General features: G+C 59.5%; 26 protein-coding genes and 1 pseudogene. 4 read left to right on the top strand and 23 right to left on the bottom strand.

Going from position 1 to position 26,878, the window contains the following annotated elements:
• Positions 1-261: 261 nt before the first annotated feature.
• From B5525_RS19150 to B5525_RS19095, 12 genes are all read right to left on the bottom strand, one after another.
• Complete coding sequence (locus tag B5525_RS19150) at positions 262-1,041, bottom strand: ABC transporter permease (protein ID WP_079567403.1); 780 nt, start codon at positions 1,039-1,041, stop codon at positions 262-264.
• Positions 1,038-1,946 (bottom strand): ABC transporter permease, encoded by a 909-nt coding sequence (locus B5525_RS19145; RefSeq protein WP_079567402.1) that lies wholly within the window; start codon positions 1,944-1,946, stop codon positions 1,038-1,040. Before B5525_RS19145 ends, B5525_RS19150 begins: the two co-directional genes overlap by 4 nt.
• A complete protein-coding gene (locus B5525_RS19140) occupies positions 1,939-3,030 on the bottom strand; it encodes an ABC transporter ATP-binding protein (RefSeq protein WP_079573548.1) in 1,092 nt (363 codons plus the stop codon). Before B5525_RS19140 ends, B5525_RS19145 begins: the two co-directional genes overlap by 8 nt.
• 5 nt (positions 3,031-3,035) lie before the next feature.
• Positions 3,036-4,148: an ABC transporter substrate-binding protein gene (locus B5525_RS19135; RefSeq protein ID WP_079567401.1), complete on the bottom strand. Its 1,113-nt coding sequence runs from the start codon at positions 4,146-4,148 to the stop codon at positions 3,036-3,038.
• 30 nt (positions 4,149-4,178) lie between these two features.
• Positions 4,179-5,495, bottom strand: coding sequence for an NtaA/DmoA family FMN-dependent monooxygenase (locus B5525_RS19130; protein WP_079567400.1), 1,317 nt, complete (start codon positions 5,493-5,495; stop codon positions 4,179-4,181).
• Between the two features lie 1,015 nt (positions 5,496-6,510).
• Complete coding sequence (locus B5525_RS19125; protein ID WP_079573546.1) at positions 6,511-7,800, bottom strand: NAD(P)/FAD-dependent oxidoreductase; 1,290 nt, start codon at positions 7,798-7,800, stop codon at positions 6,511-6,513.
• Positions 7,801-7,896: 96 nt separating this feature from the next.
• A complete protein-coding gene (locus B5525_RS19120) occupies positions 7,897-8,700 on the bottom strand; it encodes an ABC transporter permease (protein WP_079567399.1) in 804 nt (267 codons plus the stop codon).
• 1 nt (position 8,701) lies between these two features.
• Positions 8,702-9,544: an ABC transporter permease gene (locus B5525_RS19115; RefSeq protein ID WP_079567398.1), complete on the bottom strand. Its 843-nt coding sequence runs from the start codon at positions 9,542-9,544 to the stop codon at positions 8,702-8,704.
• The gene (locus B5525_RS19110; RefSeq protein ID WP_079567397.1) at positions 9,541-10,650 is read right to left on the bottom strand and encodes an ABC transporter ATP-binding protein; all 1,110 of its coding nucleotides are present in this window, start codon (positions 10,648-10,650) and stop codon (positions 9,541-9,543) included. The genes B5525_RS19115 and B5525_RS19110 overlap by 4 nt, the downstream gene beginning before the upstream one ends.
• Before the next feature lie 48 nt (positions 10,651-10,698).
• Positions 10,699-11,079 (bottom strand): RidA family protein, encoded by a 381-nt coding sequence (locus B5525_RS19105; protein WP_079567396.1) that lies wholly within the window; start codon positions 11,077-11,079, stop codon positions 10,699-10,701.
• Positions 11,080-11,126: 47 nt separating this feature from the next.
• Positions 11,127-12,200: an extracellular solute-binding protein gene (locus B5525_RS19100; protein ID WP_079567395.1), complete on the bottom strand. Its 1,074-nt coding sequence runs from the start codon at positions 12,198-12,200 to the stop codon at positions 11,127-11,129.
• 64 nt (positions 12,201-12,264) lie between these two features.
• Entirely contained in the window at positions 12,265-13,590 is a 1,326-nt protein-coding gene (locus B5525_RS19095) for an NAD(P)/FAD-dependent oxidoreductase (protein ID WP_079567394.1), read from the bottom strand.
• 303 nt (positions 13,591-13,893) lie between these two features.
• Between B5525_RS19095 and B5525_RS19090 the strand changes: the two genes are divergently transcribed.
• A complete protein-coding gene (locus B5525_RS19090; protein ID WP_172899925.1) occupies positions 13,894-14,751 on the top strand; it encodes an IclR family transcriptional regulator in 858 nt (285 codons plus the stop codon).
• Positions 14,752-15,133: 382 nt separating this feature from the next.
• Here B5525_RS19090 and B5525_RS19085 read toward each other — a convergent pair whose 3' ends face one another.
• From B5525_RS19085 to B5525_RS19060, 6 genes and pseudogenes are all read right to left on the bottom strand, one after another.
• The gene (locus tag B5525_RS19085; protein WP_154073306.1) at positions 15,134-15,532 is read right to left on the bottom strand and encodes a WD40 repeat domain-containing protein; all 399 of its coding nucleotides are present in this window, start codon (positions 15,530-15,532) and stop codon (positions 15,134-15,136) included.
• Between the two features lie 169 nt (positions 15,533-15,701).
• Positions 15,702-15,935 (bottom strand): annotated as a pseudogene (locus B5525_RS19080) (PRC-barrel domain-containing protein); the annotation flags it as partial.
• A gap of 209 nt (positions 15,936-16,144) precedes the next feature.
• Entirely contained in the window at positions 16,145-16,888 is a 744-nt protein-coding gene (locus B5525_RS19075; protein ID WP_079567390.1) for a hypothetical protein, read from the bottom strand.
• On the bottom strand, positions 16,885-17,277 hold the full coding sequence (locus B5525_RS19070; RefSeq protein WP_079567389.1) for a phage holin family protein: 393 nt from the start codon (positions 17,275-17,277) through the stop codon (positions 16,885-16,887). The genes B5525_RS19075 and B5525_RS19070 overlap by 4 nt, the downstream gene beginning before the upstream one ends.
• On the bottom strand, positions 17,261-17,866 hold the full coding sequence (locus B5525_RS19065) for a YtxH domain-containing protein (RefSeq protein WP_197687934.1): 606 nt from the start codon (positions 17,864-17,866) through the stop codon (positions 17,261-17,263). Before B5525_RS19065 ends, B5525_RS19070 begins: the two co-directional genes overlap by 17 nt.
• Before the next feature lie 16 nt (positions 17,867-17,882).
• Positions 17,883-19,067, bottom strand: coding sequence for a hypothetical protein (locus tag B5525_RS19060; protein ID WP_079567388.1), 1,185 nt, complete (start codon positions 19,065-19,067; stop codon positions 17,883-17,885).
• 1,073 nt (positions 19,068-20,140) lie between these two features.
• Between B5525_RS19060 and B5525_RS19055 the strand changes: the two genes are divergently transcribed.
• A complete protein-coding gene (locus B5525_RS19055; RefSeq protein ID WP_244567950.1) occupies positions 20,141-21,067 on the top strand; it encodes a YihY/virulence factor BrkB family protein in 927 nt (308 codons plus the stop codon).
• A gap of 304 nt (positions 21,068-21,371) precedes the next feature.
• Here B5525_RS19055 and B5525_RS19050 read toward each other — a convergent pair whose 3' ends face one another.
• The 4 genes from B5525_RS19050 to B5525_RS19035 form a co-directional block, all read right to left on the bottom strand.
• Entirely contained in the window at positions 21,372-21,599 is a 228-nt protein-coding gene (locus tag B5525_RS19050; RefSeq protein ID WP_079567387.1) for a hypothetical protein, read from the bottom strand.
• Between the two features lie 736 nt (positions 21,600-22,335).
• Positions 22,336-22,653 carry a response regulator gene (locus B5525_RS19045; RefSeq protein ID WP_244568055.1) on the bottom strand — a complete coding sequence of 106 codons (318 nt, stop codon included), beginning with the start codon at positions 22,651-22,653 and terminating at the stop codon, positions 22,336-22,338.
• Between the two features lie 246 nt (positions 22,654-22,899).
• Positions 22,900-24,099, bottom strand: a complete 1,200-nt coding sequence (locus tag B5525_RS19040) for a sensor histidine kinase (protein ID WP_079567386.1) — start codon at positions 24,097-24,099, stop codon at positions 22,900-22,902.
• A gap of 75 nt (positions 24,100-24,174) precedes the next feature.
• Positions 24,175-24,690: a ferritin-like domain-containing protein gene (locus tag B5525_RS19035; RefSeq protein ID WP_079567385.1), complete on the bottom strand. Its 516-nt coding sequence runs from the start codon at positions 24,688-24,690 to the stop codon at positions 24,175-24,177.
• A gap of 630 nt (positions 24,691-25,320) precedes the next feature.
• On the opposite strand from B5525_RS19035, the gene B5525_RS19025 reads away from it, so the two are divergent.
• On the top strand, positions 25,321-25,518 hold the full coding sequence (locus B5525_RS19025; RefSeq protein WP_079567384.1) for a hypothetical protein: 198 nt from the start codon (positions 25,321-25,323) through the stop codon (positions 25,516-25,518).
• Between the two features lie 224 nt (positions 25,519-25,742).
• Here B5525_RS19025 and B5525_RS19020 read toward each other — a convergent pair whose 3' ends face one another.
• The gene (locus B5525_RS19020; protein ID WP_079567383.1) at positions 25,743-26,036 is read right to left on the bottom strand and encodes a hypothetical protein; all 294 of its coding nucleotides are present in this window, start codon (positions 26,034-26,036) and stop codon (positions 25,743-25,745) included.
• A gap of 176 nt (positions 26,037-26,212) precedes the next feature.
• Between B5525_RS19020 and B5525_RS47505 the strand changes: the two genes are divergently transcribed.
• A complete protein-coding gene (locus B5525_RS47505; protein WP_338075290.1) occupies positions 26,213-26,791 on the top strand; it encodes a hypothetical protein in 579 nt (192 codons plus the stop codon).
• Positions 26,792-26,878: the final 87 nt, after the last annotated feature.

Raw genomic sequence — 26,878 nt, 5'->3', positions numbered from 1 at the left:
CACCGATACCGACACTCGCTGATGGTAATCATTTGAGGTGATTCGACGGTTTCTGAAGGCGTCGTCGGATCAAGATGGGACTTCCTAGGGAAGCCAGGGAAAGCAACAAAATCAAGAGGCTAGGCAGTCGTTAGCCAAAAATGGCTTCATTAATTGGCAAGGCCCCTTATGACGATCGCCCATACAGAAATTGAACGACTTGGCGTCCAAGGAAATTCCCGTACCGTCAACTATAACCGCGGCGTCTCGGCTCGGCCAGGGTCAGGTGGGCGCTCGCTCTCGCAGGAGGTGGGCGCAGCCCATCAACACAACCGTCAGCACGATGGTCAGGGTTGAGACCGCCGCGATGGTCGGCTCGATCTGATAGAGCAAATCGTCCCACATGCGGCGCGGCAGCGTGACCGCGCCCGAGCCGGATATGAATAGCGCAATGATCAGCTCATCGAACGATGTGATGAAGGCGAACAGGGCGCCGACCAGAACGCCAGGGCGGATCAGTGGCAGCGTGATCTGGAAAAAAGTGCCGGTGGGTGTGGCGCCGAGGCTAAGCGCCGCCTGCTCCAGGCGGGGGTCAATGCCCGCCAGGCTGGCGTTCACGCTGGTGACAACGAAGGGCACCGCAAGACAGGTATGGGCGAGGATCAGGCCGGCCGGCGTGCCGACCAGGCCGTAACGGGCGAAGGCGTAGTAGATGCCGATGGCTACGACGATCACCGGCACGATCAAAGGCGACAGGATCAGCGCAGAGGCCAGAACGCGGAGTGCTTTGGGCAGGCGGGCGATGCCAAGCGCTGCCAGCGTGCCGAGCAGCGTCGCCAGGACGACCACGGAGCCTGCGACCCAGAGGCTGAGCCAGGTGGAGCGCAACCAATCGTCGCTGGCGAAAAAGGCCCTGTACCAGCGCAACCCGAAAGCCGGCGGTGGAAACGTCAGGTAGGTCGCCGAAGAAAACGAGACCACCATCACGACGACGATGGGCAAGGCGAGGAACATGAGGATTAGGCCTACGAGCGTCGCCGGCAGCACGCGGGCGACTGTCATCGTGCGCTCGTTCGGAGCGTATGGCCGACACCAGGCAGCCGGTAGAAAGCCGCGATGATGGCGAGCGCCGTTGCCAGCAGCACGACCGAAAGGGTCGCTGCATAGGCCCAGTTGAGCTGATCGACCTGTTGGGCGATCAGCATCGATAGCGTGATCTCGCGCGTGCCGCCGACCATGGCCGGCGTGATGTAGAAGCCCAGCGCCAGCACGAATACCAGCAGCACGCCGGCGGCGACGCCCGGCATGGAGAGCGGCAGCGTTATCTGCCGAAAGGTCGCCCACGGCGTGGCGCCAAGCCCGGACGCCGCGCGTGCCAGCGACGGATCGATCTGTCGGAGCGCATTGGCAATCGGGAGAACCATGTAGGGCAGCAGGATGTGAACCATCGCGATCTGGGTCGCCAGCGGCGTATTGAGGATGCGCAACGGCTGGTCGATCATGCCAGCCGCGAGCAGCGCCTCATTGATGAGGCCGTGCCGGCCCAGCAGCACCATCCAGGCGTAGCTGCGGACCAACACGCTGGTCCAGAATGGCAGCAGGATCAGGATCAGGATCACCGGCGCGTAGCGCGGCGCACGCACCAGCGAGAGAGCGACAGGATAGCCCAGCAACAGGGCCCCCCCGGTGACGGTCAACGACGCGTAAAGTGTGTTCGAGAAGACTTTCAGGAACACTGTGTCGCCCGTCAGGGACGCATACTGCGACAGCGTCCAGCTGGGATCGTTGACGCTGCGCATCAACATCGACAGCACCGGCAATGCGTAGAATACGAGCATGAAGAGCAGAAGCGGCGCCGCCAGCAGCAGCGGCATGACCGGCCGCGAGGACAGTCGCCAGGGCAGCCGCAGGCCGCTCTGCCGCGTGGCGGCTAGTCCTTCGAAACGGATTTCGACCCCCTCAGACAAGGATCGTATCCGCGACCGACCAGGCGATCTCCGTCCGCTCGCCGACCGCGCGGCGCCGGATCGCCGCACTCGACGGCTCTTTCAGCACCATCGTGGTGCCGTCGCGTGCCTGCAACATGTAGCGGCAGCGTTCGCCGGCAAACACCGCCTCGGTCACGGTGACGCTGAGACGGTTCTGCGAAGCGGTCGAAGCAAAGGCGCCGTCGGCGAAGCGGATACGCTCAGGACGCGTCGTGAGCATGACCTTCTCGCCCGTGGCGGGCCGGCCAGGACACAAAGCGCGGATGATCGCCCCTTCGCACTCGGCCACCACGACATCGTCCTCGATGCCGCGCACGATGGCCGGCAGGAAATTCGACTCGCCGAGGAAGGAGGCGACGAAGCGGCTGCCCGGCCGGTCATACAGATCCTCAGGTCGTCCGACCTGCGCCACCAGCCCCGCATTCATGACGGCGATACGGTCCGACATGGTGAGAGCTTCCTCCTGGTCGTGCGTGACATAGATGAAGGTGATGCCCAGATCGGCATGAAGGCGGCGCATCTCCAGTTGCAGGTTCTCGCGGAGCTGTTTGTCGAGCGCGCCCAGGGGTTCGTCCATCAGAAGAAGGCGCGGCTTGAACACAATGGCGCGCGCGAGAGCGACCCGCTGTTGCTGGCCACCGGACAATTGGCGCGGGTAGCGCTCACCATGGTCAGGCAATTGCATCAGCGCCAGCGCCTCGCGGACCAGCTTTTCCCGCTCAGCCTTGCCGACGCCACGTTGCTTTAGCGGAAATCCGATATTGTCGGCCGCGGTGAGATGAGGAAACAGAGCGTAGTTCTGGAACACCATGCCGATGTTGCGGCGATAGGGCGGCACGGCGACGACCGACTTCCCGTCGATAGCGATGTCGCCGCCGGTCGGCGTCTCGAAGCCGGCGATCATCATCAAGGTCGTCGATTTGCCGGATCCGCTCGGTCCCAGCAGCGTCAGAAATTCGCCCGAGAGGATGTCGAGCGAAACGCCGGCCACCGCGGCCACGCGATCATAGCTCCTTTCCAGGTTGCTGAGCGATACCGACGCGCCGCGGCCAGCCCCGGTCATCGCTGTCAGCTCAAAAGCCATTTGTTGAAGCGGTTGACGACGGTGTCGCGATTGTCGATCCACCAATCGAAATCGTAGTTCACGAGCTGCGATTTGATGGCGGGGGCGCTGGGCAGCACGGCCAGCCGTTCGGGCGGGATGTAGTCGTTCGACTTGGCGTTGACCTGACCGTAGGGGATTCCGAAAGCGATGCGTGCCTGCGGAATCGCCATGGTGGAGTAGGCTGCGAACTTCATGGCATTCGCGGCGTTCTTGGCACCCCTGGGGATGCCCCAGGCGTCGCGCTTCATTAGGCCCTGATTCCAGCATATGGCCGCCGGAACGTTGGCCGCCTGCAGGGCCGCGACGCGGCCGTTCCAGACGGTTGTCATGGCGACCTCGCGGTCGGTCAGAAGCTGGATCGGCACGGCGCCGGTGTCCCACCATTTGACGACCGCCTTCTTGATCTCGTCATAGCTTGCGAAAGCCTTGTCGATATCGAGAGGATAGAGCTTGTCGGCCGGCACGCCGGCCGCCATCAGGGCGAATTCCATCTCCGGCCAGCCGCCGGCGCCGGTGCCGCCCATGGCCCTGTCGCCGGGAAACTTCCTGGTGTTCCAGAAGTCCGCCCAGCCGTTGGGCGCGTCGCCCTTGAAGACGTCGGTCCGATAGGCCATCACCTGCGCCCACACCAGCATCTCGAGGCCGTATTCGAAGCGGTACGCGGCGTCGACACCGTCGTCGATCAGGGAGTAGTCGATCTTCTCGAAGTAGTCGCCTTGCTTCTGCAGATTCATGATCGAGCCGCGGCTGAGCTGGGCGATGTCCCATTCGACGTTGCCGGTCTCGACCATGGCCTTGATCTTGGTCGGGTTCGTGCCGGGAAACGCACGCACCTTGATGCCGGAAAGCTTTTCGAACGGCTCGAAATAAGCCTTTTGCTGGGTCTCATGCATCGTGCCGCCGAAGGTAGCGACGCGGACCTCGCCGCTGCCCTTCAGGATGTCGGGAATCGTGGTCTGCTCCGGCCATGCCGCCTCGGCATGACCAGGGCGGATGAACGGCGCCGCAAGGCCTGTGCCCAGCAGGCCGATTGCCGCGCGGCGGCTGAATTTGGTTGGAGAACGATGATTGCGCATGACGGCTTTCTGCCTTCCTGCTTAGGGTGATCAGTACGCCAGAAGATTGTCGCGGAAATGCTTGTGCTCGTAGGCGGTGCGCATCAGGCCGCGATCCTGCAGCGCCGGCACCAGCCCGTCTTCGATCTCGGCGAGCGTGCGCCTGTTGACATTGGGCATCGAGAACAGGAATCCGTCGCCGCCCACCTCCTGCATCACTTCGCCCATGCGCGCGGCGACGGCGTCGGGCGTGCCGCAGAGCTCGACCGACAGGTCGACCGCATTGAAGCTCGCCATCGTCTCCCGGATCGAGCGCCCTTTCGCCATGAGGCGGTACTGCTCGAGATTCTGCTGGTGGCCGTTGGTGGTCACATCGTCCGGCAGCGGCTTGTCGAGGTCGAACTTGCCGAAATCGATATTGGTCACCTTGCCAAAATGCGCGAGCCGCTCCTCGATGCGTTCCATCGCGATCGCGGCCCGCCTCTTCTTGCGCTCCTGGGCGTCCTGCATGGTGTCGCCGAGGATCGGGTTGATGAGGTAGAGCACCTTGCAATCGGAAGGTTTGCGGCCACATGCGATCATATGCTCGTGGACGTCGTCGCGGTAGGCGCGCATCGCCTCGATGCCCTTGACATGGACCACGATCGTGTCGGCATGGGCGGCCGCGAACTTGCGTCCGCGCGGCGAGCCGCCGGCCTGGGCGATCACGGGCCGGCCCTGCGGCGCCGGCCCGGAATTGAGCGGCCCGCGCGTCTTGTAATGCTTGCCGTTGTAGTTGACGGCGTGGACCTTGGTGGGGTCGATCAGCACGCCGCTCTTGCGATCGGCGATAACAGCGCCCGGCTCCCAAGAGTCCCACAGGCCATTACAGACCTCCATGTATTCGTCAGCCATGTCGTAGCGCAGATCGTGCTCCGGCATGCCCGGCATGCCGAAGTTCATGGCCGCGAAGTCCGAACTGCCGGTGACGGCATTCCAGCCGATGCGCCCACCCGACACCTGGTCGAGCGTCGCCACCAGACGGGAGAGCAAATAGGGGTGATAGGCGTATGTTCCAAAAGTAGGCACGATGCCGATGCGCGATGTCACCTGCGTCATCAGCGCGGCCACCACCGACGGATCCTGACGCGGCACGGCGATGCCGTTCCTGAGATAGATCTCGGTCGAGCCAGCGAAGCTCTCGCCGACATAGGATGAGTCTTCGAGCAGAATGTAGTCAAAGCAGGCGCGCTCAAGCGCGCGCGCCACGTTCAGGAACAGCTCGGGCTTCATCCAGGTCTGGCCGATGTGTCCGGTCCAGGTCTCGCCCCAGGCCTGCACGCTCGATCCCTGAAGGAACCAGGCCAAGTGAAATGGTTTGGTGGGCATCTCGGCTCCATGACCGCGATCAAGTTGCGGGATCGACTGAATGAATTGGCAAAGCAAATACTGTGCCGACCGCCTATGCATTGCAGTCCTTGAGGCAGGCAAACGGCACTCCGGTCGGAGTCTGTGGTGGCGATGGTCCGGCCCAATCGCATCAGGTCGGCTTGGATTCCTCACAACCCGAGCTCACGCTTCCTGCCAAATCCCCATTCGCTCAATCGAGCAGGCGCCGACTGAAATGCTCTTGAGTGCCGCTGCGTAACCTGTGACCGGCCGGCGCCAACGCTTGGTCGGCGCCTGGCAGCGGAAGGCCTCGGGACCGGTTTCCTGCTAACATGAGCCACTGCCCAGTCACAAACCTCGTTTCGCAGGAATACCCATACGCAGCTTCCCTATCACGATCGTTATGCTTACTCGCCGATCGTTGACCGCCCGGACTACTCTTGGCCGGACGGCAAGCGGCTGGCGGTCTATCTCGGCCTCAACATCGAACACTTCGCGTTCGGCGCAGGCAAAGGTCACCTGCTGACCATACCGGGAGTTGCTCCGGACGCTCGGACGTTTGCCTGGCGAGACTACGGTAACAGGGTCGGCGTTTGGTCGCTGCCTCGAACTATTTGATGAACTTATAAGCTTTTCGGTACACTCGCAGGCAAAAAGGTCGAGAACGGGAATGTTCATGGTTTTGTACGCAAATGGCGCGCCATTCCGGATAAAAATTACGAACTCTTATGTATTTAAAATTACTTTATAAATTTTACCTGCGGACGGTTGAGCAATATCTATTCATTGGCTTTGGACCCCCCAGCATAAACTTCGACCAATGTCAGCAAACTATCTCCTACAGCCTCCCAAAAGGCACGGATGAATGCGAAGAGCGAAGCTGGACGGGTGTGGCCGACCAGCAGAAAACCTGCGCGAATGGCGACGGCCTGGCGCCGTCGGGTTCGTGCGCGCGGCGAATTCGGACGAAGGGCAAAAAGGCATCACCACTACGTAGACATGCTTTGGCGAGCCTTCAACTCATCCTCCGGTCGACGCCTGCACTCGCGCGCTGGAAACGCGTTGGAGCATACGGCGAGATGTCGATGGCAAGAGGCGTGCCTGTGATCAACTGCGAGACGATCCTGCCGCTCGGAGGCCCGCCGGTCATGCCGAAATGCCCGTGGCCGAGTGCAAGGTAGAGTCCGGGTCGTCCCGGCATTTCGCCGAGAATCGGGAGACTGTCCGGCGTCGAGGGACGAAATCCCATCCACATTCGGTGCTCCCTTGTATCCACGTCCGGGAACATCCCCTTGATGTGCTCGAGGAGAATTTTCGCACGTTCTTCGTTCGGAGGAGCGTTGAGTCCTGCTATCTCCACCGTTCCCGCGACCCGCAAGCCATGCTCCATCGGGGTTACGCCGAAAGCCCTGGTCTTGTTGGAGATCGGCATTTTCAGCGTGATACCCGGAGACGTCAGCATGGCGTGGTAGCCGCGCTCGGTCTCAAGTGGCAGATGCGTTCCGAGGGGATCGAGAAGCTGACTTGACCATGCACCGGCGGCGACCACCAGTTCCTTCGAGAGGTGCCAACCCGTGTTAGTCATCAGCGTGTAGCCGCCACGTTCGCGCGGGATAATTTTCATCACTCGTTCGGAGACGATCGTGCCACCCGCCTCCGTGAGCAGCGCCGCGAGAGTCTGGACGAGCCGCTGCGGATTGACAGTATAGCCATTACCCGGAAGGAGAAGCCCACGCGTGACCGCCCGGCTAAGGCCGGGGAAGATCTGACGCAGATCGTCCGCGGTCAGACGCTCGGAACGAATTCCCTGGCGTTCGCGCAGGCTGCGTTCAAGCGCCGCACCGGGCATTTCCTGTTCGGTTTCCCAGACGTGCACCTGACCCAGTGGCCGAACGAGGTCGTGATAGCGGCTTTGCCCCAGCAATTCCTTCCAACACTCGAAGGTTTGGCTGTGCAGCGAGCGCATGGCATCCGAGATCTGAAGAATCCGCGGCATCCGACCGGCCTCGATCCAGCGCAAGAGCCAAGGCAATGCCGTCGGAAAGTAGCGTGGATCGACCGACAACGGACCCAGGCGGTCCATCAGCCAACTCGGCACCTTGCGGAGCATGCCCGGCAGCGCAATCGGCACCGAAGTATCGGCACTGATCAGGCCGGCATTGCCAAAGGAAGCGCCGCTGGCCGGCTGAGCCGAATCGATCACCGTCACCGAACGACCTGCGCGCTGCAGATAAAGGGCAGTCGAGAGGCCGACGACGCCGGCGCCGATAATAGAGATGGATTGGTCCGAAGGGGTGACGGTCATCAGGTCATGTTCCTGCTGGAAGATCTGGGAGGTCTGCATATCGCGCGGAAGCGATCGCGCGAGCGTGGAAGAGCCTCGCGCCGATGTGGGGGTAACTCATCGGTCCGATCCTTCGGACCTGCGAACGCGTATGCCGCGAATGACGCCATCAAGCAGGAGAACGGCCCCCGTGACGGCGATAAGAAATGCGCTGACGGCGGCGACCACCGGCTCGATATCCAGATGAAGGCTGTTCCAGATTCGCACCGGCAGCGTCTGAGCACGGACACCGGCGAGGAAGAGCGAGATGACGAGTTCGTCGAACGACGCGAGAAAGGCAAAGAGCGCCGCGGAGAGAATGCCCGGGAAAGCCAGGGGAATCACAATCCTCCTGAAAACATAAAGGCGGTTGCCGCCCAGCCCGAGTGCGGCTCGCTCCAGATTGATGTTCACCGACTGCAGCGACGCGAGAAGAATCAACAGAACGACCGGCAGCGTCACGACAGCATGGCAGAGCCCAATCCATACGAGATTGCCGACGAGACCGAACCGGGCGGTAAGGAAATACATCGCGATTGCCGTGATGACGTGCGGAACGATCACCGGCAACAACATGAACGACAGTAGAAACTTCTTCGCCTTAAACTCACCCCGCACCAGCGCATAGGCCGCGAGGAAGCCGAGTATGGTCGAGCTCGTGCAGGCAATGAGGGCGATGAAGACGCTCGACCAGAGGGACTGACGCCAGCGACCGTCGCCAAAAAACGTAGCGAACCATCGAAGCGAAAACGATTGCGGCGGAAACCGCAGATACCCGTCGCCGCTGAATGCGAGAACACATACGATCACGATCGGGATAATCATGACGAGACAGGCGATACCGATGTAGAATGGGAGTGCGAAGCTTGGCCGGGTCGCCATCTCAAGCTCCCATCATCTGGCGTACGTCCGTCAATCGGTAATAGACGCTGTAGAGGACGAGAGTAACGACCAGGAGCACCAGGGACATGACCGCAGCGGTCGTCCAATCCAGCGTGATCTCGACGGATCGTTGGATCAGCATGGCAATCATTACGTCTGCCGGACCCCCCATCAAGGCCGGCGTCAGAAAGAATCCAATGGCAAGGATGAAGACGATTAGCGAGCCGGAGATCACGCCATGCAAGCTGAGCGGGAAGTAGACCCGCCAGAATGTGTAGAGGCGACTTGCGCCAAGCCCGAAAGCTGCGCGCGTCAGCGTGGGATCAATCCCGCGCATCGCGGCATAAAGCGTGAGGATCATGTAAGGCAGGAGGACATAGGTCATCCCGATCATGATGCCGAGTTTGTTGTACAGGAGTTGTAGCGGCACGTCGATCAATCCCATCGACTGCAGCGCCTGATTGATGATGCCGTTGCGCCCGAGCAAAACCATCCAGGAATAGGTCCGCACGATCACGCTGGTGAAATAGGGCACGATGATACAAAAGAGTACAAGCGCGAAACGCCAGCCAGTACGGTTTGCCATATAGTAGGCGATCGGATAGCCCACCACGAGAGCGGTCGCCGTCACCAGCATGCAAATCCAGTTCGTCGTGATCAGCGCCAGCATAACGGGTCGGGACGTCAGCACATCAGCGAAGCGTTCGGCGAGATCTGCAAGGCTCTTCTCCTGCGAGAACACGCTGATGAAGAACCAGAGCAGCGGCGCTATGAAGAGCAGCCCGAGCATGACGATAGCGGGCGCAAGCAGCAGGATCGGACCGGAAAGCCGCCGCGCGGTCATGATCGTCCCTCAAGAAGCAGGCTGTCGTCGACGGCCCACGATAATGCAACCGGTTGATCAACGGCGAAGCGCCTTGCCCCGGAATTCTGAACGTCAACCGTGAACTCGGCGCCGCTTACATCAACGGTATAGCGCACGATGTTGCCGAGGAAGGACATGCGCCGGACGCGGCCGGCCACCCGATTGATTCCGGTGTCGGGCCCAGCCCGCGCATTGTCGTGCAATGATATGCGTTCGGGTCGGACAAACAGGTTCGGGGCGGCAGCCGGCGATACGTTCACCCGCGCCCGAACGATCGAGCGGTCGGCTATCGCAAACGTGCCGACACCGTCGGAAACCCCCTTGAGCTCACCCGCGATGAGATTTGCCTGGCCCAAGAATCGCGCAATGAACGTGTTCGCCGGCTCCTCGTAGATCGCCAGGGGCGTACCGACCTGCTCGACCCGCCCGCCGTTCATGATCCCGATTCGATCCGACATATTCATCGCCTCCTCCTGATCGTGGGTGACGTACACGACCGTCATTCCGAGGCGGCGCTGAATATCCTTGATCTCGACTTGCATCTGGTAGCGAAGGTTCTTGTCCAGCGCGCCGAGAGGCTCGTCCATAAGAACGACCTTCGGATCGAATACGATCGCGCGAGCGATGGCGACACGTTGCTGCTGACCGCCGGACAATTGGGGGCCGAAACGCTCGCCAAACCGCTCAAGGCGCACCAACGCCAGAGCTTCCGCAACACGCCGTTTGATTTCTTCGGCAGGCACGCGTCGGGTCCGCAAAGGAAAGGCAACATTTTCAAAGACGTTGAGGTGAGGAAAGATCGCGTAATTCTGGAACACCATTCCAAAGCCGCGCTTCTGCGGCAACTCGCCGGCAATATCGACGCCATCGACCTGAACTTGCCCTTCGTCCACGTCTGCAAAGCCGGCAATAATCATCAACGTGGTGGTCTTGCCGGAGCCGGACGGGCCCAGAAGCGAGAAGAATTCCCCCGGCTTGATGTCGAGGGACACATTGTCGACAACGCGCTCTTCGCCATAGCGCTTCGTCACCGCACGTAACGAGATTGCCCCCTCCCCCATCGTCAATGGCTGTACCGCGCTCATGAATTTCGGACCCGCGGCATGATGATCGAGAGCAAAGCGCTCATGTCGCTACGAACCGAGATAGGCATGAGCGATGAGTTCAACCCGCATCGTGGGGCCCATGAGCTCTTTCACGACGACAGTCGCCCGGCTGGGATAGGGAGCCGGAAAAAACTCCTTGTAGACCTCGTTCATGCCGGCGCCATCTGCCCCATCAATGAGATAGACGAGAACCTGAACGACATCGGTGAGCCTTCCGCCACCGGCTTCGATGGCCTGCTTGAGATTGGTCATGGTCTGCCGCATCTGAACCTTGATGTCCCCGCCAGTCATCTCGCCGGTTTTCGGATCGCGCGGGACCTGTGCGGTGTAAATCATGTTGCCTGCGCGTACCGTTCCATTGACCGGCGCCTTGGACTGCGCGAGTCCCGTATCGACAACCGTAAACATGAGTTTCCTTTTCCTTCTTGCTGCTTTTTCGTGAATGGAAGAGCGTGCTAACCAACGATCCATTTGGACCAGGCGGTGTTCACCCGATTGCGGTTTGCGGCCCACCAATCGATGTCCTGCGGAAAACCTGATTGGGTCCAAGGCTGGTTCGTTTGCGGATTGATCAGTTCGGGGGCGGTTGATGCATAGGCCTTGCGGTTTACAGGGACGGCCTTGTAGGCACGCATCCAGTTCGCCTGAATGTCGGGCTGCAGACTGAAATCTATAAACTGTTGCGCTGCTTGGACATTTCGAGAGCCGGTCGGAATGCCATAGGACTGGATCAGCACCATGTTCTCTTTCCATTGCGCCCCGAGCGGCGCGCCCCTGTCGATGGCGACGCCAAGACGGGTGCTCCAGAGCGAAGCGAGGACGACCTCCTTGTCGATCAACATCTGCGTAGAAAGCGCCCCTGTGTCCCAGAATTTCGTGACAGCTGGCCGGACGCGCGACATCGACTTGAACGCCCGATCGATGTCGATGGGATAGACCTTGTCTGGCACCACGCCATCGGCGATGAGTGCGAATTCGAGATTGGGTGCACCCGACGCCATGTCCGACATGGTGCGCGGTCCGGGAAAAGCCTTGATATCCCAGAACTCCTCCCAGGATTTTGGCTCCTTACCTTTCGGAAAGACGTCGACGCGAAATCCCTTGACCATCGCGTAAACGAAATTTCCGACCTGCTCCTTTCTCTTCACCGCAGAATCCAGATCATCGGGGTTCGTCAACCTGAAAGCGCCGTAGTCGATCGGCATCAGCGCTCCGGCGAGATGGAGTTCAAGCAGCGCATCATCTCCAGTATCGATCAGGTCGACTTCCATCTGGCCTGCCCGATGCATAGCCAGAAGCTTGGGGACCGTCGCAGGGACCGGAATAATCTCGATACCGGTTGCCTTTCGAAATGGCTCATACACATGTTCACGTTTGATTTCGTCAAAGCTTCCGCCTGGCGTGCGAACAGGAAGTTGCAGAGCGGCCCAGGCACGCTTTGACCACACATAGGGCGTCGCCAGAATCGCTCCACCGATCGTTGCGATCACCCGGCGACGCGAAGGACGCTTGCTCAGATTCTCGATCATAAATCCCCCTAAATTTATCGTTTCACATCGTTGCCCGAACTTGCACGAAGTCAGGCATATGAGTTCACCGAGCCGGCCTTGACGGCGGTCCGGCCTGCCGCGTCGCCGGCAATCGCCGGCGAGCGAGCTTATCCTGCAGGCTGAGCCAACCGAATACCGCCGGCATAAACCAAGGCTTGCCGTTAAACAGCGGGACAGCCGCGGGAGGACGAAAATCCAGGGCCGATGCAGCCGATGCGTCGCCAAGGATTTGCCGGGCGGCCTTCTCGCCGGCCCAGCGCGCCCAAACGACACCGGAACCGCAGTAGCCCGCGGCATACCGAAGACCGGATTTTGTGAATATGCGCGGCACCATGTCCCGGTTCATCGCGACATTGCCGAACCATGTATGCGTGATCCTAGTCTCATCGAGCACCGGAAAGATGTCGACAAGGGCGCGGCGAAGGCTCTCGGTGGGCCAATCGGGATCTCCGGCGATCGTGCCATCGCGGCCACCGAACAGAATACGGTCGCCGTCCGGCGAGGGTCTGTAATAATAGTGAAGCTTGCGCGTCTCGCTGCACATCATCCGCCGCGGCATCAGCTCCACCATCAGGTTCGGCGACAATGGCTCGGTCGCAATGATGCGGCTGCGCACCGGAACGAGTCGCCGGCGCAGCCAGCGGTCGGATGCGTCGACATACCCATTCACGGCGACAATGACGTCCCGTGCGCGGACTGAGGCGCGGGCAGTTTTGACCTCGAACCCCTCACGGTCGCTGCGAATGCCAAGGACAGCGGTTTTCGCATGCACAATTACGCCTGCTGCAATTGCAAGGTCCAGCATGCCCCGGTGCAGCTTAGCGGGATGCAGTCCGCCGATGTCCATGCGCACCGCACCGCCGAAATAATAGTCGGTTCCGAGCATTGCCCGCTGGTCCGCGAGAGGGACTGCGTGGGCTTCGATGCCGAGTGTCCGGTTCAACATCTCCGCTTCACGCGCCAACCTCTCGTAGTCGGCTGGCGCAGACGCTCCGGCAAAGCGTCCTGTAAGGGCGAAATCGCAAGCAATCTTTTCCTCAGCTATAAAGCGATAGAGATCTTCGCGAGCAGCCTTGGATTCGGCGACGATGGCCGAAGCCCGCTGTGTACCGAAGCGTCGGCTGAGCTCGGCGAAACCTGGACGAAGATTGCCGCTCGTGATTCCACCGTTGCGCGTCGAGGCGCCTTCGCCCGGATGATCCCGGTCGAACACTAGAACGTAGCGTCCGGCACGCGCGAGCCGGATGGCCGCACTCAAGCCCGTATATCCGGCTCCGACGATGACGACGTCCGCTGTGGGTCGTACCGGAATCTGAGGCAACTTCGCCAATGGCGCCGCCATCCACCAGAACACGTCATTCTTGTTCATCTTCGATCTGCTTCTTGTTTTACGGGAGGAGCTTCAACCGGCCGGATTTTTCAGGGATAAGCTACCCAACCCCAGCTCGCTCAATTGAAACGCTGGCTTTCCGGACGATCTTAGACGGCCGCGCAAACCGCCAGGCTACCGCTCGCATTGCAATCGGACTCCGTGAATGACTATCGCATTGCGATCTTAGTAAATCGCTATACAATCACTCTGTCAACGATGAGCGAGCGTTCCGTGGTGCAACAGGAAAATCGGCGAACCTCTACCAGGCCTTGCGCTCCCAGGAATAATCACGGAGTTGATATGATCCGATCCCGCCCGGGCCGCCCCAGGGCCGAGTCACGCAGCGCAGCCCCTTGCGGCAGCGACAACGCCGATAGCGGCCTGTACGTTGCTTCGGTTGAGAAGGCCTTTCGCGTTCTCGAGGCTCTCAACCGGGCCGGGCGTCCGGTCGGACTATCGGGGCTTGCGCCGCTGACCGGATTTGGCAGAAGCGCGACACAGCGCTTCCTCTTTACGTTGCGGGCACTTGGATATGTCAATCAAGATGCGACCACCAAATCATACAGCCTTGCCCCCAAGATGCTCGAGTTCGGGCGCGCATATCTCAGCGCTGATTTCATTCGTGATCAGGCAAGGCCGTTCCTCGACGCCGCAAACCGTGAGTCGGGTGAAATGGTCAACCTCACGGTTCTGGATCGGGAAGACGTCGTGTACGTTCTGCGTTTCCCCAGCCGTCACGTTGTCTGCGTCAATCTTGCCGTCGGCTCCCGTCTGCCGGCCTATTGCACCGCGCCGGGACGGGCGATTCTTGCAAATCTCGAAGAGGACGAGGCTAAGGCGATTTTAGAGAAGTCGCTCCGCGAGAAGAAGACGCCTCATACCGTAACCGGAATGGCAGCCCTTTTGAGGATTCTCGCCGACGTGCGTAAGCGAGGCCTTTGCATCAATAATCAGGAAGCCTTCGTTGGCGACTTGTCGATTGCGGCGCCGGTATTCGGTCATGACGGCCGGGTGCTTGGAGCGGTCAACATCGCTGTTCCAACTGCACGCTGGACGATCACTCAGGCGAAGCGTGAGTTCGTCCCAATCATTACCAAAGCGGCGCAGCAGATCACCAAGGCTCTCGCGAAGCAGGCTGCAACAGCATCGCGGATCTAATCAATCAAGTGCTTGCGGCTGCAAAACCCTGAGACGTCGTAGGCGTCCGGCTCGCGCTCCACGTAAATCTCTTCGGCGCTGGTGCGCCCGAAGAGAGGACCTGCCGGCTAACAGAAACCCGCATTTTTATTGAATAACTTGAACGTCTGCCGCTTGGCTTGATACCACCCGAGTATCCCAGCGCCAACGCTATTTGTGGGTCGGAACAATCTTTTGGCGCTCGCTAGGGGGAGACGAAGGGCAACTGCAGAAACGCCGATAAAACATGCCCAAATCAGCTCGACTGCTTCGCGAGTACTACAACGGCTTGCTAACCTTCAATCCACTCGGCCATCGTCGGCACTTTGCTAAGAAGCGCGACGCGTTCCCTACACTCCGCGCGTCACGAAGCTTTGTAAGCGTCATCCGACAGAGCTTTAATCCTCGCGCGCGCACGATCAAAACGTGGATCAGTGTTCCAAAGACGGATGATTCCGTCATTACGTCCGGTCGCTAGAATGCTCCCGTCGGGCGAGAAGGCTAGTGTTCGCACGGCGTACATATCGGTATCAATAGAGCGGCCGCTATCTAAATGAACAACGCCAGAGTCGGATCGCGATTGAACCTCGTCGTCCACTAGTTCACGAATGAGGCTTCCAGATTCGGCATCCCAAAGGCGGATAATTCGATCATAGCAGCCTGATGCAACCATTCGACCGTTCGGCGAGTAGATCAAACTGCATACGCCGCCAACGTCGTGATCTGGAATCTGGAATTGTTGACGCGGCTCGAAGCCGTCCAACTTCCAAAACCTAAGTCCCCGCACAGAGTCTACTAGACTTTTGCCGTCTGGAGAAAAGGCAAGATGAAATGCACTGCCTTTTAGCCGGTGCCACACTTTCCACGACCCCACGATCCAGAAACAGGTCTCAGCGCTACTTGGAAGGAGCGGAGCCCAGAGGCTGAGCCTAGCCACCAAGGTTGGTATCGTACTTCAACGACTGCCAGGGCAAGGGATAATAGTCATCGCCGATGCCCAGAAAGCCGCCAAAGCTCAATACAGCATAGGAGACTTTACCACTCGTTTTGTCGATCATGACCCGCTGGATGGAGCCGATCTTCTGGTTGTCCGCTCCATAAACCGCAGTGCCCTCCACCTTGTCACTGCCAATGAGATTTCCCGTCTCTCGATCTTCAATAGCCATGGTGTCCTCCTAAGTTTTCGATTGTTTCTTCAATCCGTAGTGCTCCTAAATGTTCCTAGAGCGCACCGACTCTTTCGCCGAAAATGCTGTTCAAAACGTAATACTGGAACTATCAAAACATCACTCGGCCGATTCCTCAGGCAGCTTCGAAGAACGTGCCCGCCGTATTCGTGGTGCCAAAGCAAATCAAACTTTCCTGTCGCGTATAATCATTTGGTCGAGGTCACCCGGTCGGAAATGCTCTTGCCCGCCGCGTCGCCGACGCGGCCGACTTTTGCCGAGATTTCGGCAGCGGCTGATTTTGCGCCTTCGATGGTGAGGCCCTGTTTGCGAGCTTCCTCAGCGACCGCTCCCATCACTCCTTCTGCAACTTTGGTTGCCCGGTCGGTTTGTTCGGCAGCGAACTCGGCGGCTTTCGATTTTACGGTGTCGCTGGTTTCGCCAAGATAAGCGGCTTCCACCTCGCTCGGCGGCAACGCGGCTGCAATCCCCGCGCCTATCGCGAGCCCGACAGCGCCCAACGCCAATGGCTGCGCCTTGAATAGCTCCGTCAGATTGGATCGGGCCGTTTCGAACATCTCCACACCTGCTCCGGGAATGGATCCGGCATAGTCGGAAACGGCGTTGGCTTGCTTCGTTCCGAAGCGGCGTGCGTTATCGAGTGCGGCCGCAGCGCCCTCCTGCAAAGTTTCGGTCGCTGAACCGATTCCGCCGCCAATCGAACCGGCGGCCGACTTCAGGGTGGAACCGGCGGCCTCGAATCCGCCATTGCCCGCGTTCGGAATACGATCGACTCGGCTGCGGACAAACTCCCCTGCACTTTCCACGGTTCGGCCACCAGTGAAAAGCCACAAAACGCCCATGCCGATCAGTGCCGCCGACAGCGGATTTTGGCGCGCGGCATCACCGAGATTACGGATGAAGTCCGATCCTTTCTCCGAAACATCACTCATCGCACCATCTCCTTAGCCGCGGTCTTGTCGCGTTGCACCTGATCGAGCGCCACCGAGGGTTTGAGGGCATCACCGGAAAGGCGGCTCAATCCAGCTGCTATCAACGCTGCCGAAACCAGCGCCGCGCCCGCTCCTGTCACTAGGTAGGCGACGGGCTCAGAAAACCCGCCCCGTATCAACCCCGCCGAAACCGCGAATAACAATAGCACCAATGCCGGCATCAGGACGACTGCGCCCGCGCCGATCATGGCGGCGGCCCGGCCGACCTGGCTTGCCTTTTCCGAGAGCTCGGCGCGTGCCAGTTCAAACTCATTGCCGACGAGCTTGGCAAGCTGTCCGACCGCATCGCTGAAAAGCTCCGGTATCGATCGGTTATTTGGTGAATTCATCGCGATAACCTTTGTTATCTGCATGTGACTGGTTCGGGACGCTCCCCGCAAATCTGTCCTGACGGGAGCCCGAGCCTTCCGTGTCATTCGCGGAACTCTTCAGAAATCGCACGACACCAAACCCGGCGAGCACCGCCATTCCGAGGAACGCGGTTGGCTGCCGGCGCGCAAACGATTGTGCACCCTTCACCAGATCATTGAAGTTTCCCGTCCTGATCGTCTCGGCGACGCCTTCGACCTGAGAGGCTGCCTGCCGGATGTAGGTTCCGGCAATCGGAAGGTCACTGTCAAATTCCCGGGCGGCGCGACGGATCGTATCAGCCAGGCTGCCGACGTATTCCGCGCCGGCGCTCTTCTGACCGTCGACGGTCTGCTTGAGCTTGTCCGTTGCATGCGATGCGACATCCTTTGCGGCATCTACGAAGTCCGATGCGTGGCCCTTGATCGCTTCCGAGGAAGACCCGGCCATATCGATCGCCTTGTCCTTCAAGTCGCGCCCGGCGGAAACTGCCTGGTCGGTCACGGTCTTTGCCGCGGTGGCGGCTTTTTCGAAGCCATGAGGTGCGGTGCCAGATCCCGGTTGATCCATGCTCCTAAATATTTGGTCAGCCATGGTTGGTCCCTCCTAGAGCGCTTGGTTGATGATCGTCATGTGTCGGTTCGAAAGCGGTCGTCACCGCAGTCTCCGCAACGCGCCGCACCCGCTGTCCGATGTCCTGTGCGGCCTTTCCTATGCCGTCGGGCGTAAGGTCTTCCTCTTGAGCCTGCCGGGTCGTTTCGTCGACGACTTCACCGACGGCGTTCTTAGCGGTCTCGAAACCTTGCGATGCGGCGTCCTGAGCACGTCTCTTTATTTCGGTGCTGGCGTCGCCAACGAGGCCATCCTCGACGTCGGAGCGGGGCAGCGCGCCCGCGATCAGACCGCCGACCAGTACGCCGACGCCCGCCACCAACAGTGGATTTTGTTCGATCGTTCCGAAGAAAGTCTTTCCCGCGCGTTCGGTGAGATCGGATGCCTTGTCACGGACCGCCCTGGCAGCATCCAGCCCGGCATCTGTGGTGGTGCCGATCGCCCTCTGACCGACAGATGTTGCGCCGGACGCGAAGGCTTGGACAGTCGCGGCGGCCGAACTGGCTGTACGGATGCCAGCGTCCCTAAGATCGGTCGCGCGATTGGGCACTGAGGTTCCGGACTCCGCCGCCTTCTCTTGAAGCTTCTGTGAATTCGAGGCGAGCGTAGCCCCCGCCGCATCGGCCGCCCGGCTCACCTGATCGGTTCCGCCGGATGCGGCGGCGCTTACGCGATCAAGCTGGTCGGACGCGTACGCCTTCGCAGCGGATACCGATTCTCCAACCTGATCTCCGAATTCGCGGGCCCGACGGCCGACCTCATCCGAAATATCGGACGCCATTTCACCGGCCTTTCGCGTGGCGGAATGCCCGGTTTTGGATCCAGCGAGAAACAGGCCCGCGCCCACCATCAGCACCGGGAACGGTATGGTTCGCGCCAGCCGCAGCAGTGGATACGCGACGCTTGCTCCGACCGCCACGGCCTGCATCGGATTCCTGCGGGCGGCGGCAGTGACGTCGTTTAGCAGCCGCTCTCCCCTGCTTTTGATGTACTCCGACACCTCCGCCTTGATGGCGTCGGGCTTGATGCGCTGGCGGATGTCGCTCGCTGTCTCCGCCACGTTGGTACGGAGCTGCTCGACGGTATCGGTCAGGCCGGCCCGCGTTTGCTCTGTTTCGCGTTTGATCTGCTGCAACGAACGGGTGTCGGTCTGTGGCATGACGCAATCCTCTGTCACCAACTTATTTGACGCCTGAACCCCTACTGATGGCATTAGTTCCCAACGAACGCTCCCGGAGCGATTCTTGGGTTTGCAAAAGCCTCAACTGTGGCCTTCGGCGAGCGAGGCGGCTCTGTGCCCTGCCGGAAAGCGGAAGAAATCTGCCTAGGGTCGGTTAATAGACACACGACAATGCGGGCCACAGGCGCATTTCTAGAAAACTTTCTTACTGCGTAATCGTGTCTCGCTTTCGATCAAGCTATGGGCGGTCACCGCCTTCGGTGTTCGCCCACCCGCTACCCGCAGCGCGTCGCAGAGACATATCGACCAAGGTAGCAGCCTCATCGTGAATACTGACGCCGGGGCTGGCTTGCCAGCGAGGTAGGGTCGCCGCGCGAAGGCACCGAAAAACATTTTCGTAGCGGAGGTGGCCTACATGTTTCCTGCAATGGAAGCAGATGAGGGTAGGAACCGCCAGCACGGAGCGGGCAGCCCTGCTAATTGCACTAGGCGAAAGATTCTGAACCCAGCGTACCGGGCCGCAATGTGGTGCCCGGGATTATCCCCCTCCCCAGACTCACGAGATTGTCTACTCTGATGAGTCAAAGAGGGCGGGCCTTCGGCTGCCCTCTTATTCTTAGGAACGGGGCGCGTTAGGGCTATCTTCTTGGCAGGCGACGATAATGCTTCGGATGTGCCTTCTCTGCGTCCGTCGCGGTTCCGACGACACGGGAAACGAAGGTCGGTTTGTGGCAACGGAAAAATTTGGTACGACCGTTGCAACTTTGCTGCGCGCTTCATGAACTGCGTGTTGATTAACTACCCAGGCACCCGAGAAACGTCGGTGGGATAGCGGCGTCATGCGGATCAGCAGCACGTTGGATGAGAACCCGCGGCCCATGGCGATGTGCAAGACGGGTAATTCCATTGCCGCCAGCAAAGGAAGTCGAACCGGTAGAGCGCTTCCGCGCAACACGATGCACGCCCGACTATGCTCCCCACACTGAATAACGACGCATGATGTAGGGAACGGATTTCAGTCTTCCGCCTTGTCAAATTGGACAAGGGTTACGATGAACCCGTTGCCCTTCCACCGGCATCGGGTTCTTCGAATCGAGGACAGTTCTTCCGTCGGCAATGAAGGCGCGGCAATGTTATGGACAGTTGTAAAAGAGGCGGCTGCAAATTGGTCCAGCCATAAAGATTCTCGACAAGGCGCGGCTCTCGCCTATTACTCGGTGTTCTCGCTTGGACCAATCATTGTAATCGCCATCGCCGTTGCCGGATTCTTTTTCGGTCAAGAGGCCGTCAGCGGACGGGTGGCGTCCTCGATCAAAGACATGCTTGGGGACACCGGTGCGAAAGCGGTTCAGGCGATGTTGGCGGATGCAGGTCGGCCCCGAGAGGGCTTTGTCGCAACGCTGCTCGGCCTGGGAGCCGTGATCTTCGCAGCCATTGGGGTCGTGGTCCAGCTTAAGGACGCTCTGAATATCGTTTGGGAGGTGGGCGAAACGTCGGGCGACGGCATTTGGCACTTCATCCGTAATTATATCGTTTCACTCGCCGCGGTCCTCGCACTGGGCTTCCTCCTCTTGGTATCACTGCTCGTAACCGCCGGGCTTGCAGCTTTTGGGAAATATGCCGCTCCACATGTGCAGGAGTGGCTTTTGCACCTCGTTACCATTATGGCATCTATTGGCGTCATCTCGTTGCTTTTTGCGATGATGTTCAAGTGGCTCCCTGACGCGGCCGTTGATTGGTACGACGTTTGGCTCGGAGCGGTCGTTACTGCCGTCCTTTTTGAACTCGGGAAATCCGCCATAGGATTTTACATCGGCAAGCAAGGATTGGAGTCTACGTACGGGGCCTCAGCATCGATCATTGTCATCTTGATATGGGTCTATTATTCGTCGCAAATCATCCTGTTGGGTGCGGAAATTACTCATGCCTTTGCAAAGCACAAGGCTCCGTTAGAAATCTTGAACAAGTCTGGCCGATGAAACTGCCTCAACTTGGACCGGTGCGGCGGATCTTTAGCTCCGATAAGCTCGATCGAGCAACTTCTTCGTCGGAGTCGGCAATACGGTGCGTCGAGGTACGGATACCACCGCGGCTATCGCCGTTGGTAATTAAGAAAGAAGGGCCTCACCTCTCGTTGTCCGGATGATATCAAGCCTCCATATCAAGCTCTCGCTTTCCTGCGGACGCGCAACGGCGCGATGGTCTCCGGAGAAGGTGCCCCCGGCAGATGGCGCTTGGTGGGGGCATATCAAAAAGCCGCTAACTGACGTGGCCCCATTTATTCTAAATGCGCGTTCTTTTTAGCCAGGAATTCGACGGCGCATCCACAAACTTTTTGCGAAAAATCCGCATTGGAGGGAACGGCGCTCCGAGCTTTCGCGCCTGTATACGGACGTTCCTAATGCTGCGATCGAGCGCGGCGGCGGCACGGATGATTGACGCGCCTTGCGCTACAAATTCTTTCAGGCGCGCGTTGTCTTCCTCTGTCCATTCCGATTTCAAACGCACCATGACGGCGCTCCTCATTTGGACGGTTTAGGCCCGCCTGCCGTCAGCCCGTGTTCGCCGACTCCTCGCCCAGCGCTTTCTAGACATGTTCGAACTTCGGGCATTCGAACGACCGCACATGGATCCCTTAGGACCAGGTTGAATTCGTGCCAGCATCATGCGGCCCTGACACTTAGGGGCAACGAGGCCGTTCGATCGGAAACAACGATCGATGGTTTGGGGCGAGTCTAAGCAGGCCTGTGATGCTCCGCTGATGGATCAGGTGAGGAGCACAACGCTCTCGGTCACCGAATATTACCGAGACCGGGCGGTGATGAGCTGACGTACACTAAAATGACTGCCGAGTATGTGCACTTCTGTACTTAACGATTTCGAATGGAAACGAACCACCGAGAACGAAGCAAGTAGATGAACGTTTCGATGGCTGTGGCGGGAGACCTCCAGCCGGCCGCCATCGACCTCGTCCTTGCGGTCGCGCGCAAGGCGGGGCGTTTGGCGCGTTCAAAATAGGCCAGTGAAACCGCAAAACGCATCAAGCTGAAACTAGTGCTTATGGCGTTGCGTTAAATCCGGACAGGCGCCCGAGCTGGGACCCCCGCCCGCACAGCAGCCAAGCTTTCGGACCATGCCCTATCGAGATGGCCACGCAGACCCACGCATGACAAAACAGTTGGGACAGTTTTTATCCATCCTGCCTTCAATGGGGAGTGCCGAGTTATCTGTTCGGTATCTGTCAGTATTAGGCCTGGGCCGTGACCTCCCGTAATGCGCTGGAAATCTGGGTAGGGCTGTAAGGTTTTGCCAAGAACAGCCCGCCAGACGGCAGGTCGCCGTCACGTACGACGCAATGGCCCGATGTCGCGATTATTTTGATAGGCGGCCATCGGCCCCTGACGGCCTCAGCGAGCCTCAGGCCGTTCATCGAACCCGGCATTTCGATATCGGTGAAAACCACGGTGATGTCGAGCCGGGCCTCAAGCAGGAGGATCGCCTCGTCGGCATTCGTGGCCTCCACAACTTCGAACCCGGCTTCCTCGATCATGTCGACCGCGGTCATGCGGACCAGGGCTTCGTCTTCGACGATGAGGACCACTTGTCTTGACGGTGTATCTGCCACGATCTGAGCCTCGATTCCCCGCCGAGTGTTCCGATTCTCCAAAAAGGAATCCTGCGCATGATGAGGGCCGCTAATGCGTCGAGGTCCACGTTCCTTCTGTCGAGAGTGAACGAAACCGCTGGTGGCCGACTGCGTTCCGTGCGTGTGGCCTCACGGGGAATGCACGGATACGGTCTGGTTCCTTCGTCATGACGGAAGGTCGAGCGGCACGTCCAGTTGGATGGCTGCGCCCTTCGGTTCGTTTGAGGACACCGTGATGCGTCCGTCGAGTTGACCGAGAAGACTCTTGATGACCTTGAAGCCGAGGCTTGCCCGCGGCTGGTCAATATCGAAATCCTTCGGGAGGCCGATTCCTTGATCCGAGATTTCGACGTGCAGATCCTCACCGCGCTGTTCGCCCGAGACATGGATTTCGCCCGATCCATCGGGGTAAGCATGTTTGACGGCATTGGTAACAAGCTCATTGATGAGGAGACCAAGGGGAACCGCCTTGTCCGCCGAAATCATCAGGTTGCCGAATTTGCAGTGGAGTTTGTGGCCGGGCGAGGTTTCCTGCAGCTTGTGGCAAAGCTCGCCGGCAAAGTCGGCGATGTCGACGAATCCGATCTGCTTGCTGCACCAAAGGTGATCGTGCACTTGCGCGATCGTGGTGATGCGCGAAGCCGCGTCCTTGAGGGCATTTTGGACGTCTTCCGATTGGGCGCTGCGGGCCTGGACGCGAAGCAGCCCCACCACCGATGCGAGGCTGTTCTTGACGCGGTGGCTCATCTCGCGCGTCAGCATGGCCTGGTGATCGAGGGAGGATTGAAGTTCCGCATCGGCATGCTGCCGCTCTATGGCGATGCCGAGTAGTCCGGCGAAGCCCGCCAGGAAATCGGCGTCCGCAAGATCGAATTGACCGGGATCAGCACTATCGACTTCCAGCACGCCGAACGGCAGGTGGCCTTCGCCGCCACGCGCAATGAGCACATTGATAGCGCGCCTGACGCCGTGCTGCGCCAGCAACTGCGGCGTCCGGAAGCGGGTCTCCTCCTGAAGGTGGTTAGAAATCACTATCTTCCCGGTGTGAAAGGCATAACCAGCGGGCGATTCCACATCAGCCCCGAGAGAGACATGATCGATGGTGCCAGCCGGCCATCCGACGCCCGCACGGATGAGAAGCCTTTTCTCGTCCGGGATATATTCCAGCACCTTGGCGAATCGAGCTTCCAAACCCTGGGCGCAAAGTTCGGTGGCACGCTGCAGTATCTGCCTCATGTCGCGGGTCTGTAGCGCGGATCGGCCGAATTCGCCCAGCAGGGATTGTTGTCGCAGGCGATAGAGAAGCTCGTCCCGCGTCGTTGAGACCGGCGGCCTTGATGTCTCCGTCCCGGAAGGCATTGTCATGTCCGCATCATGGCCCAGCTGAAAACCCCGAACCCCTCGAGCCTTTCAGCTGGACGACAATGTAGCGCTCACTCATCAAGCTGCGGTCGATGCCTTGCTGTTGACGCCCTTGCGAAGCGCCACGGTGTTGAGCTTGGTATTGGCGGCCTTCTCTTCGTTCAGATTGGTGGTCAGGAAGCGGACCACCTCTTCGTGTCCGAGCTGTTGCGCCCAGGCGATCAGGGTGCCGTAGCGGCAAATCTCGTAGTGCTCGACCGCTTGTGCACCGGCGATGATCGCCGCATCAAGCACGGCCTTGTCGGCTACTTCGCCGACCACCTCATCTGCCTCCTTGATGATACCATCGATCGCCGGGCATTGGGTGCTGCTCGGCTTCTTGTCGAGTTTCTGAAAGACGTTGTCCAGCCGTTCGATCTGCTTGTTTGTTTCTTCAAGATGCGCTTTCAAGCCGTTGGCGAGATCACGATTGGTGGCCTTGTCGATCATCTTCGGCAGCGCCTTGGTGATCTGATGTTCGGCATAGTAGATATCCTGCAAGCCGTGCAGGAAAAGGTCATCCATCGTCTTGATGTCTTGCGTAAAGATTCCCATTGCGATCCTCCAGTGTAGCAGTGCGCTTCAAACGATTCGAAGACGCAAACGCTTCCAAAACGCAATCGTTCCCTGCTTCTCTCTTGTTCTGCAAAAACCACAAGCCGCGTTCGATCTTCCAGCCCGTTCCACCACGACTGAATGTCAAAACAGCCGGTCGACAAGGCTTCGAAATCATCGGGCCCTAATTTGATCTCCGCGTGTGCATTCAAGATGCGGATTGTGCGAAGGCCAGGCTTGGTTGCTCGATCGGGAGATCGGCCGGTTAAATAGGAACTGACGCCTGCGAAAGTCGTTTTCTACTAAGCTTTCGAGGATGGAAAAATGGAACCGCTGCCGGTCTTGATAGAGAACTCAATTCAGATTGCCTGGGACTATCTTGAACGTACCGGTGAGATTGAAGATGCGGCTGTTGCCAGCCGATTTCTCTACGACACCATCGGACTGATGATCCGGCGCGGCGAGCCGGCTCGCGCTCTCCAACCGGGCCATTGCGGCGTACAAGCGGTTCAAGCAACAACGCACCCAGCTCGGACAAGCATTCGCGTAAAGGGTCGGCGGACTTGGCGTCTTAGGGCATGAGGCTTTCCGCATCTCAACGGCCCGCCCCCTCAATACTGAGGTAGAGTGATGACAGATCCATCGGAACTCCTGCGGCGCGCTGCTGAACTTACTGACCGGGCGGATCACGAAGAGAATATCGAGGTCCGCGACCGGCTCTTGAGGATGGCAGCACACTACGTGGACATCGCGCAGAGCGAGGAATGGCTGGCGGCTCATCCAACCTCGATCACGTCCCTGACCGGGCTTCTCAACAGATCGGATTGATTCGCGCGGAGAAGTTTCGGCGACCCACTTGGGGAAGTTTCGGCGACCCACTTGGAGCCGTCTTCGAGCCGGCGCGCCAGAGACGAACGACGCGAGGAGTATCCTGCATGCGCTCAAGGTGGTCATAACCGTCCTCCTCAGTTGGCGCGGCCGGCAAATTCGCAAGTATGGTTATGGCCCTCGCTGAACGCGGAGCGGTACTTGTCGGCCGGCGCCGGCAAGACTCAAATCTGACTTTCGCTTGAAATCGACGATCTACGGCTTCGCTTTTTGGTTGGAGTACCATGAGCCGATTTTATCGCATGGTCGCGCTCGATGGATTTGAGGTGCGCAAGACCGCTCACGGTTAACCGCTGCTCGTCATACTCGCCCTTGTCAATCATCGCGTAAATATGCTGCGTGAGTATCTTTCGCGCCTGCAGAATGACTGATTGATCTTGCTCGCGCAGCTCTCGAAAGATGCTAAGGGCCCGCTCGATCGCGGCGGGGGCGCAAATATCTTCAACGGGGTCAATCATGGCCGGCTCGCGCTTATTTCGGACAGTGCATAGCCCTGGCCTGGGGGATGTGGCGGAGCTATGCGGGTTAGGCTCTTCAATCCCAACCTTATAAATAATCCAGCGGCCAGAGAGTTGTTCCGCGTAGGACCGGAACGAATCTTCTGCCACCGCTTATCCTGCCAATGGAGACTGCCATGCGCACGGGCGCCACCATCTTGGCAATAGCTGTTTTGCTGGGGCTGTTGGCCACGGTCGGTTGGTATGCCTACGCCGGTCTTACGGGCCCGGGCGAACCGATGCCATCCGACAACTACATAGCGTTGGTAATAGGCGGTCTAGCTGTTGCGCTGGTCGGCATGGCGCTGATGGCCCTGTATTCTATAGCAGCCGGCGCGGCTATGACGAGCCACCTCACCTTCGCAGAGACCCCTGACGAAAAGCGTTTCTGCAAAATCAGCGATGGCTCGCCGAGGCAGTGCTACAGAGCGCGACGGAACCAACGAGCCTTTCGGATCTTGAATCCCTGTTCTGTGGAGTTGCTCGGTGTAATGAATAATCCCGACCAAGAGACGGTCCTGCGCGCTATCGAGGACGCCAGGCGTATCCTTGGGGAATACATTGAGGCGGGGCAGTCTGACGCGGCGCGAACCATGGAGCGTCTGATAGCGGTACTCGACAAGAACGATGTGGTGCATGCGCTCGATCGAATGTATCGGCGCAGGGTGCCGCGGCTGGTCACCGACCGTCATTGCCCGAAAGGCAGCATTCCCTGATTTTCAGAGTAGGTCTATTGGCCCAACAACCGCCCGCCTTGGATCCAAGGCGGGCCAAACCGTGAGGGGCCAGGTACGTCGGCATCG

This window comes from Bradyrhizobium erythrophlei (assembly GCF_900129505.1).
GTDB classification, from domain to species: domain Bacteria; phylum Pseudomonadota; class Alphaproteobacteria; order Rhizobiales; family Xanthobacteraceae; genus Bradyrhizobium; species Bradyrhizobium erythrophlei_D.
The sequence above is the reverse complement of the archived record's forward strand: the minus strand, read 5'-3'. Positions and strand labels throughout refer to the sequence as shown.

What these genes read in the sequence shown, in the direction of transcription:
- B5525_RS19150 (WP_079567403.1), bottom strand. Translation starts at nt 1,041, where the DNA reads ATGACAGTCGCCCGCGTGCTGCCGGCGACGCTCGTAGGCCTAATCCTC.
- B5525_RS19140 (WP_079573548.1), bottom strand. Translation starts at nt 3,030, where the DNA reads ATGACCGGGGCTGGCCGCGGCGCGTCGGTATCGCTCAGCAACCTGGAA.
- B5525_RS19135 (WP_079567401.1), bottom strand. Translation starts at nt 4,148, where the DNA reads ATGCGCAATCATCGTTCTCCAACCAAATTCAGCCGCCGCGCGGCAATC.
- B5525_RS19130 (WP_079567400.1), bottom strand. Translation starts at nt 5,495, where the DNA reads ATGCCCACCAAACCATTTCACTTGGCCTGGTTCCTTCAGGGATCGAGC.
- B5525_RS19125 (WP_079573546.1), bottom strand. Translation starts at nt 7,800, where the DNA reads ATGACCGTCACCCCTTCGGACCAATCCATCTCTATTATCGGCGCCGGC.
- B5525_RS19120 (WP_079567399.1), bottom strand. Translation starts at nt 8,700, where the DNA reads ATGGCGACCCGGCCAAGCTTCGCACTCCCATTCTACATCGGTATCGCC.
- B5525_RS19115 (WP_079567398.1), bottom strand. Translation starts at nt 9,544, where the DNA reads ATGACCGCGCGGCGGCTTTCCGGTCCGATCCTGCTGCTTGCGCCCGCT.
- B5525_RS19110 (WP_079567397.1), bottom strand. Translation starts at nt 10,650, where the DNA reads ATGAGCGCGGTACAGCCATTGACGATGGGGGAGGGGGCAATCTCGTTA.
- B5525_RS19105 (WP_079567396.1), bottom strand. Translation starts at nt 11,079, where the DNA reads ATGTTTACGGTTGTCGATACGGGACTCGCGCAGTCCAAGGCGCCGGTC.
- B5525_RS19100 (WP_079567395.1), bottom strand. Translation starts at nt 12,200, where the DNA reads ATGATCGAGAATCTGAGCAAGCGTCCTTCGCGTCGCCGGGTGATCGCA.
- B5525_RS19095 (WP_079567394.1), bottom strand. Translation starts at nt 13,590, where the DNA reads ATGAACAAGAATGACGTGTTCTGGTGGATGGCGGCGCCATTGGCGAAG.
- B5525_RS19090 (WP_172899925.1), top strand. Translation starts at nt 13,894, where the DNA reads ATGATCCGATCCCGCCCGGGCCGCCCCAGGGCCGAGTCACGCAGCGCA.
- B5525_RS19075 (WP_079567390.1), bottom strand. Translation starts at nt 16,888, where the DNA reads ATGAGTGATGTTTCGGAGAAAGGATCGGACTTCATCCGTAATCTCGGT.
- B5525_RS19070 (WP_079567389.1), bottom strand. Translation starts at nt 17,277, where the DNA reads ATGAATTCACCAAATAACCGATCGATACCGGAGCTTTTCAGCGATGCG.
- B5525_RS19065 (WP_197687934.1), bottom strand. Translation starts at nt 17,866, where the DNA reads ATGGATCAACCGGGATCTGGCACCGCACCTCATGGCTTCGAAAAAGCC.
- B5525_RS19060 (WP_079567388.1), bottom strand. Translation starts at nt 19,067, where the DNA reads ATGCCACAGACCGACACCCGTTCGTTGCAGCAGATCAAACGCGAAACA.
- B5525_RS19055 (WP_244567950.1), top strand. Translation starts at nt 20,141, where the DNA reads ATGAACCCGTTGCCCTTCCACCGGCATCGGGTTCTTCGAATCGAGGAC.
- B5525_RS19050 (WP_079567387.1), bottom strand. Translation starts at nt 21,599, where the DNA reads ATGGTGCGTTTGAAATCGGAATGGACAGAGGAAGACAACGCGCGCCTG.
- B5525_RS19045 (WP_244568055.1), bottom strand. Translation starts at nt 22,653, where the DNA reads ATGACCGCGGTCGACATGATCGAGGAAGCCGGGTTCGAAGTTGTGGAG.
- B5525_RS19040 (WP_079567386.1), bottom strand. Translation starts at nt 24,099, where the DNA reads ATGACAATGCCTTCCGGGACGGAGACATCAAGGCCGCCGGTCTCAACG.
- B5525_RS19035 (WP_079567385.1), bottom strand. Translation starts at nt 24,690, where the DNA reads ATGGGAATCTTTACGCAAGACATCAAGACGATGGATGACCTTTTCCTG.
- B5525_RS19025 (WP_079567384.1), top strand. Translation starts at nt 25,321, where the DNA reads ATGACAGATCCATCGGAACTCCTGCGGCGCGCTGCTGAACTTACTGAC.
- B5525_RS19020 (WP_079567383.1), bottom strand. Translation starts at nt 26,036, where the DNA reads ATGATTGACCCCGTTGAAGATATTTGCGCCCCCGCCGCGATCGAGCGG.
- B5525_RS47505 (WP_338075290.1), top strand. Translation starts at nt 26,213, where the DNA reads ATGCGCACGGGCGCCACCATCTTGGCAATAGCTGTTTTGCTGGGGCTG.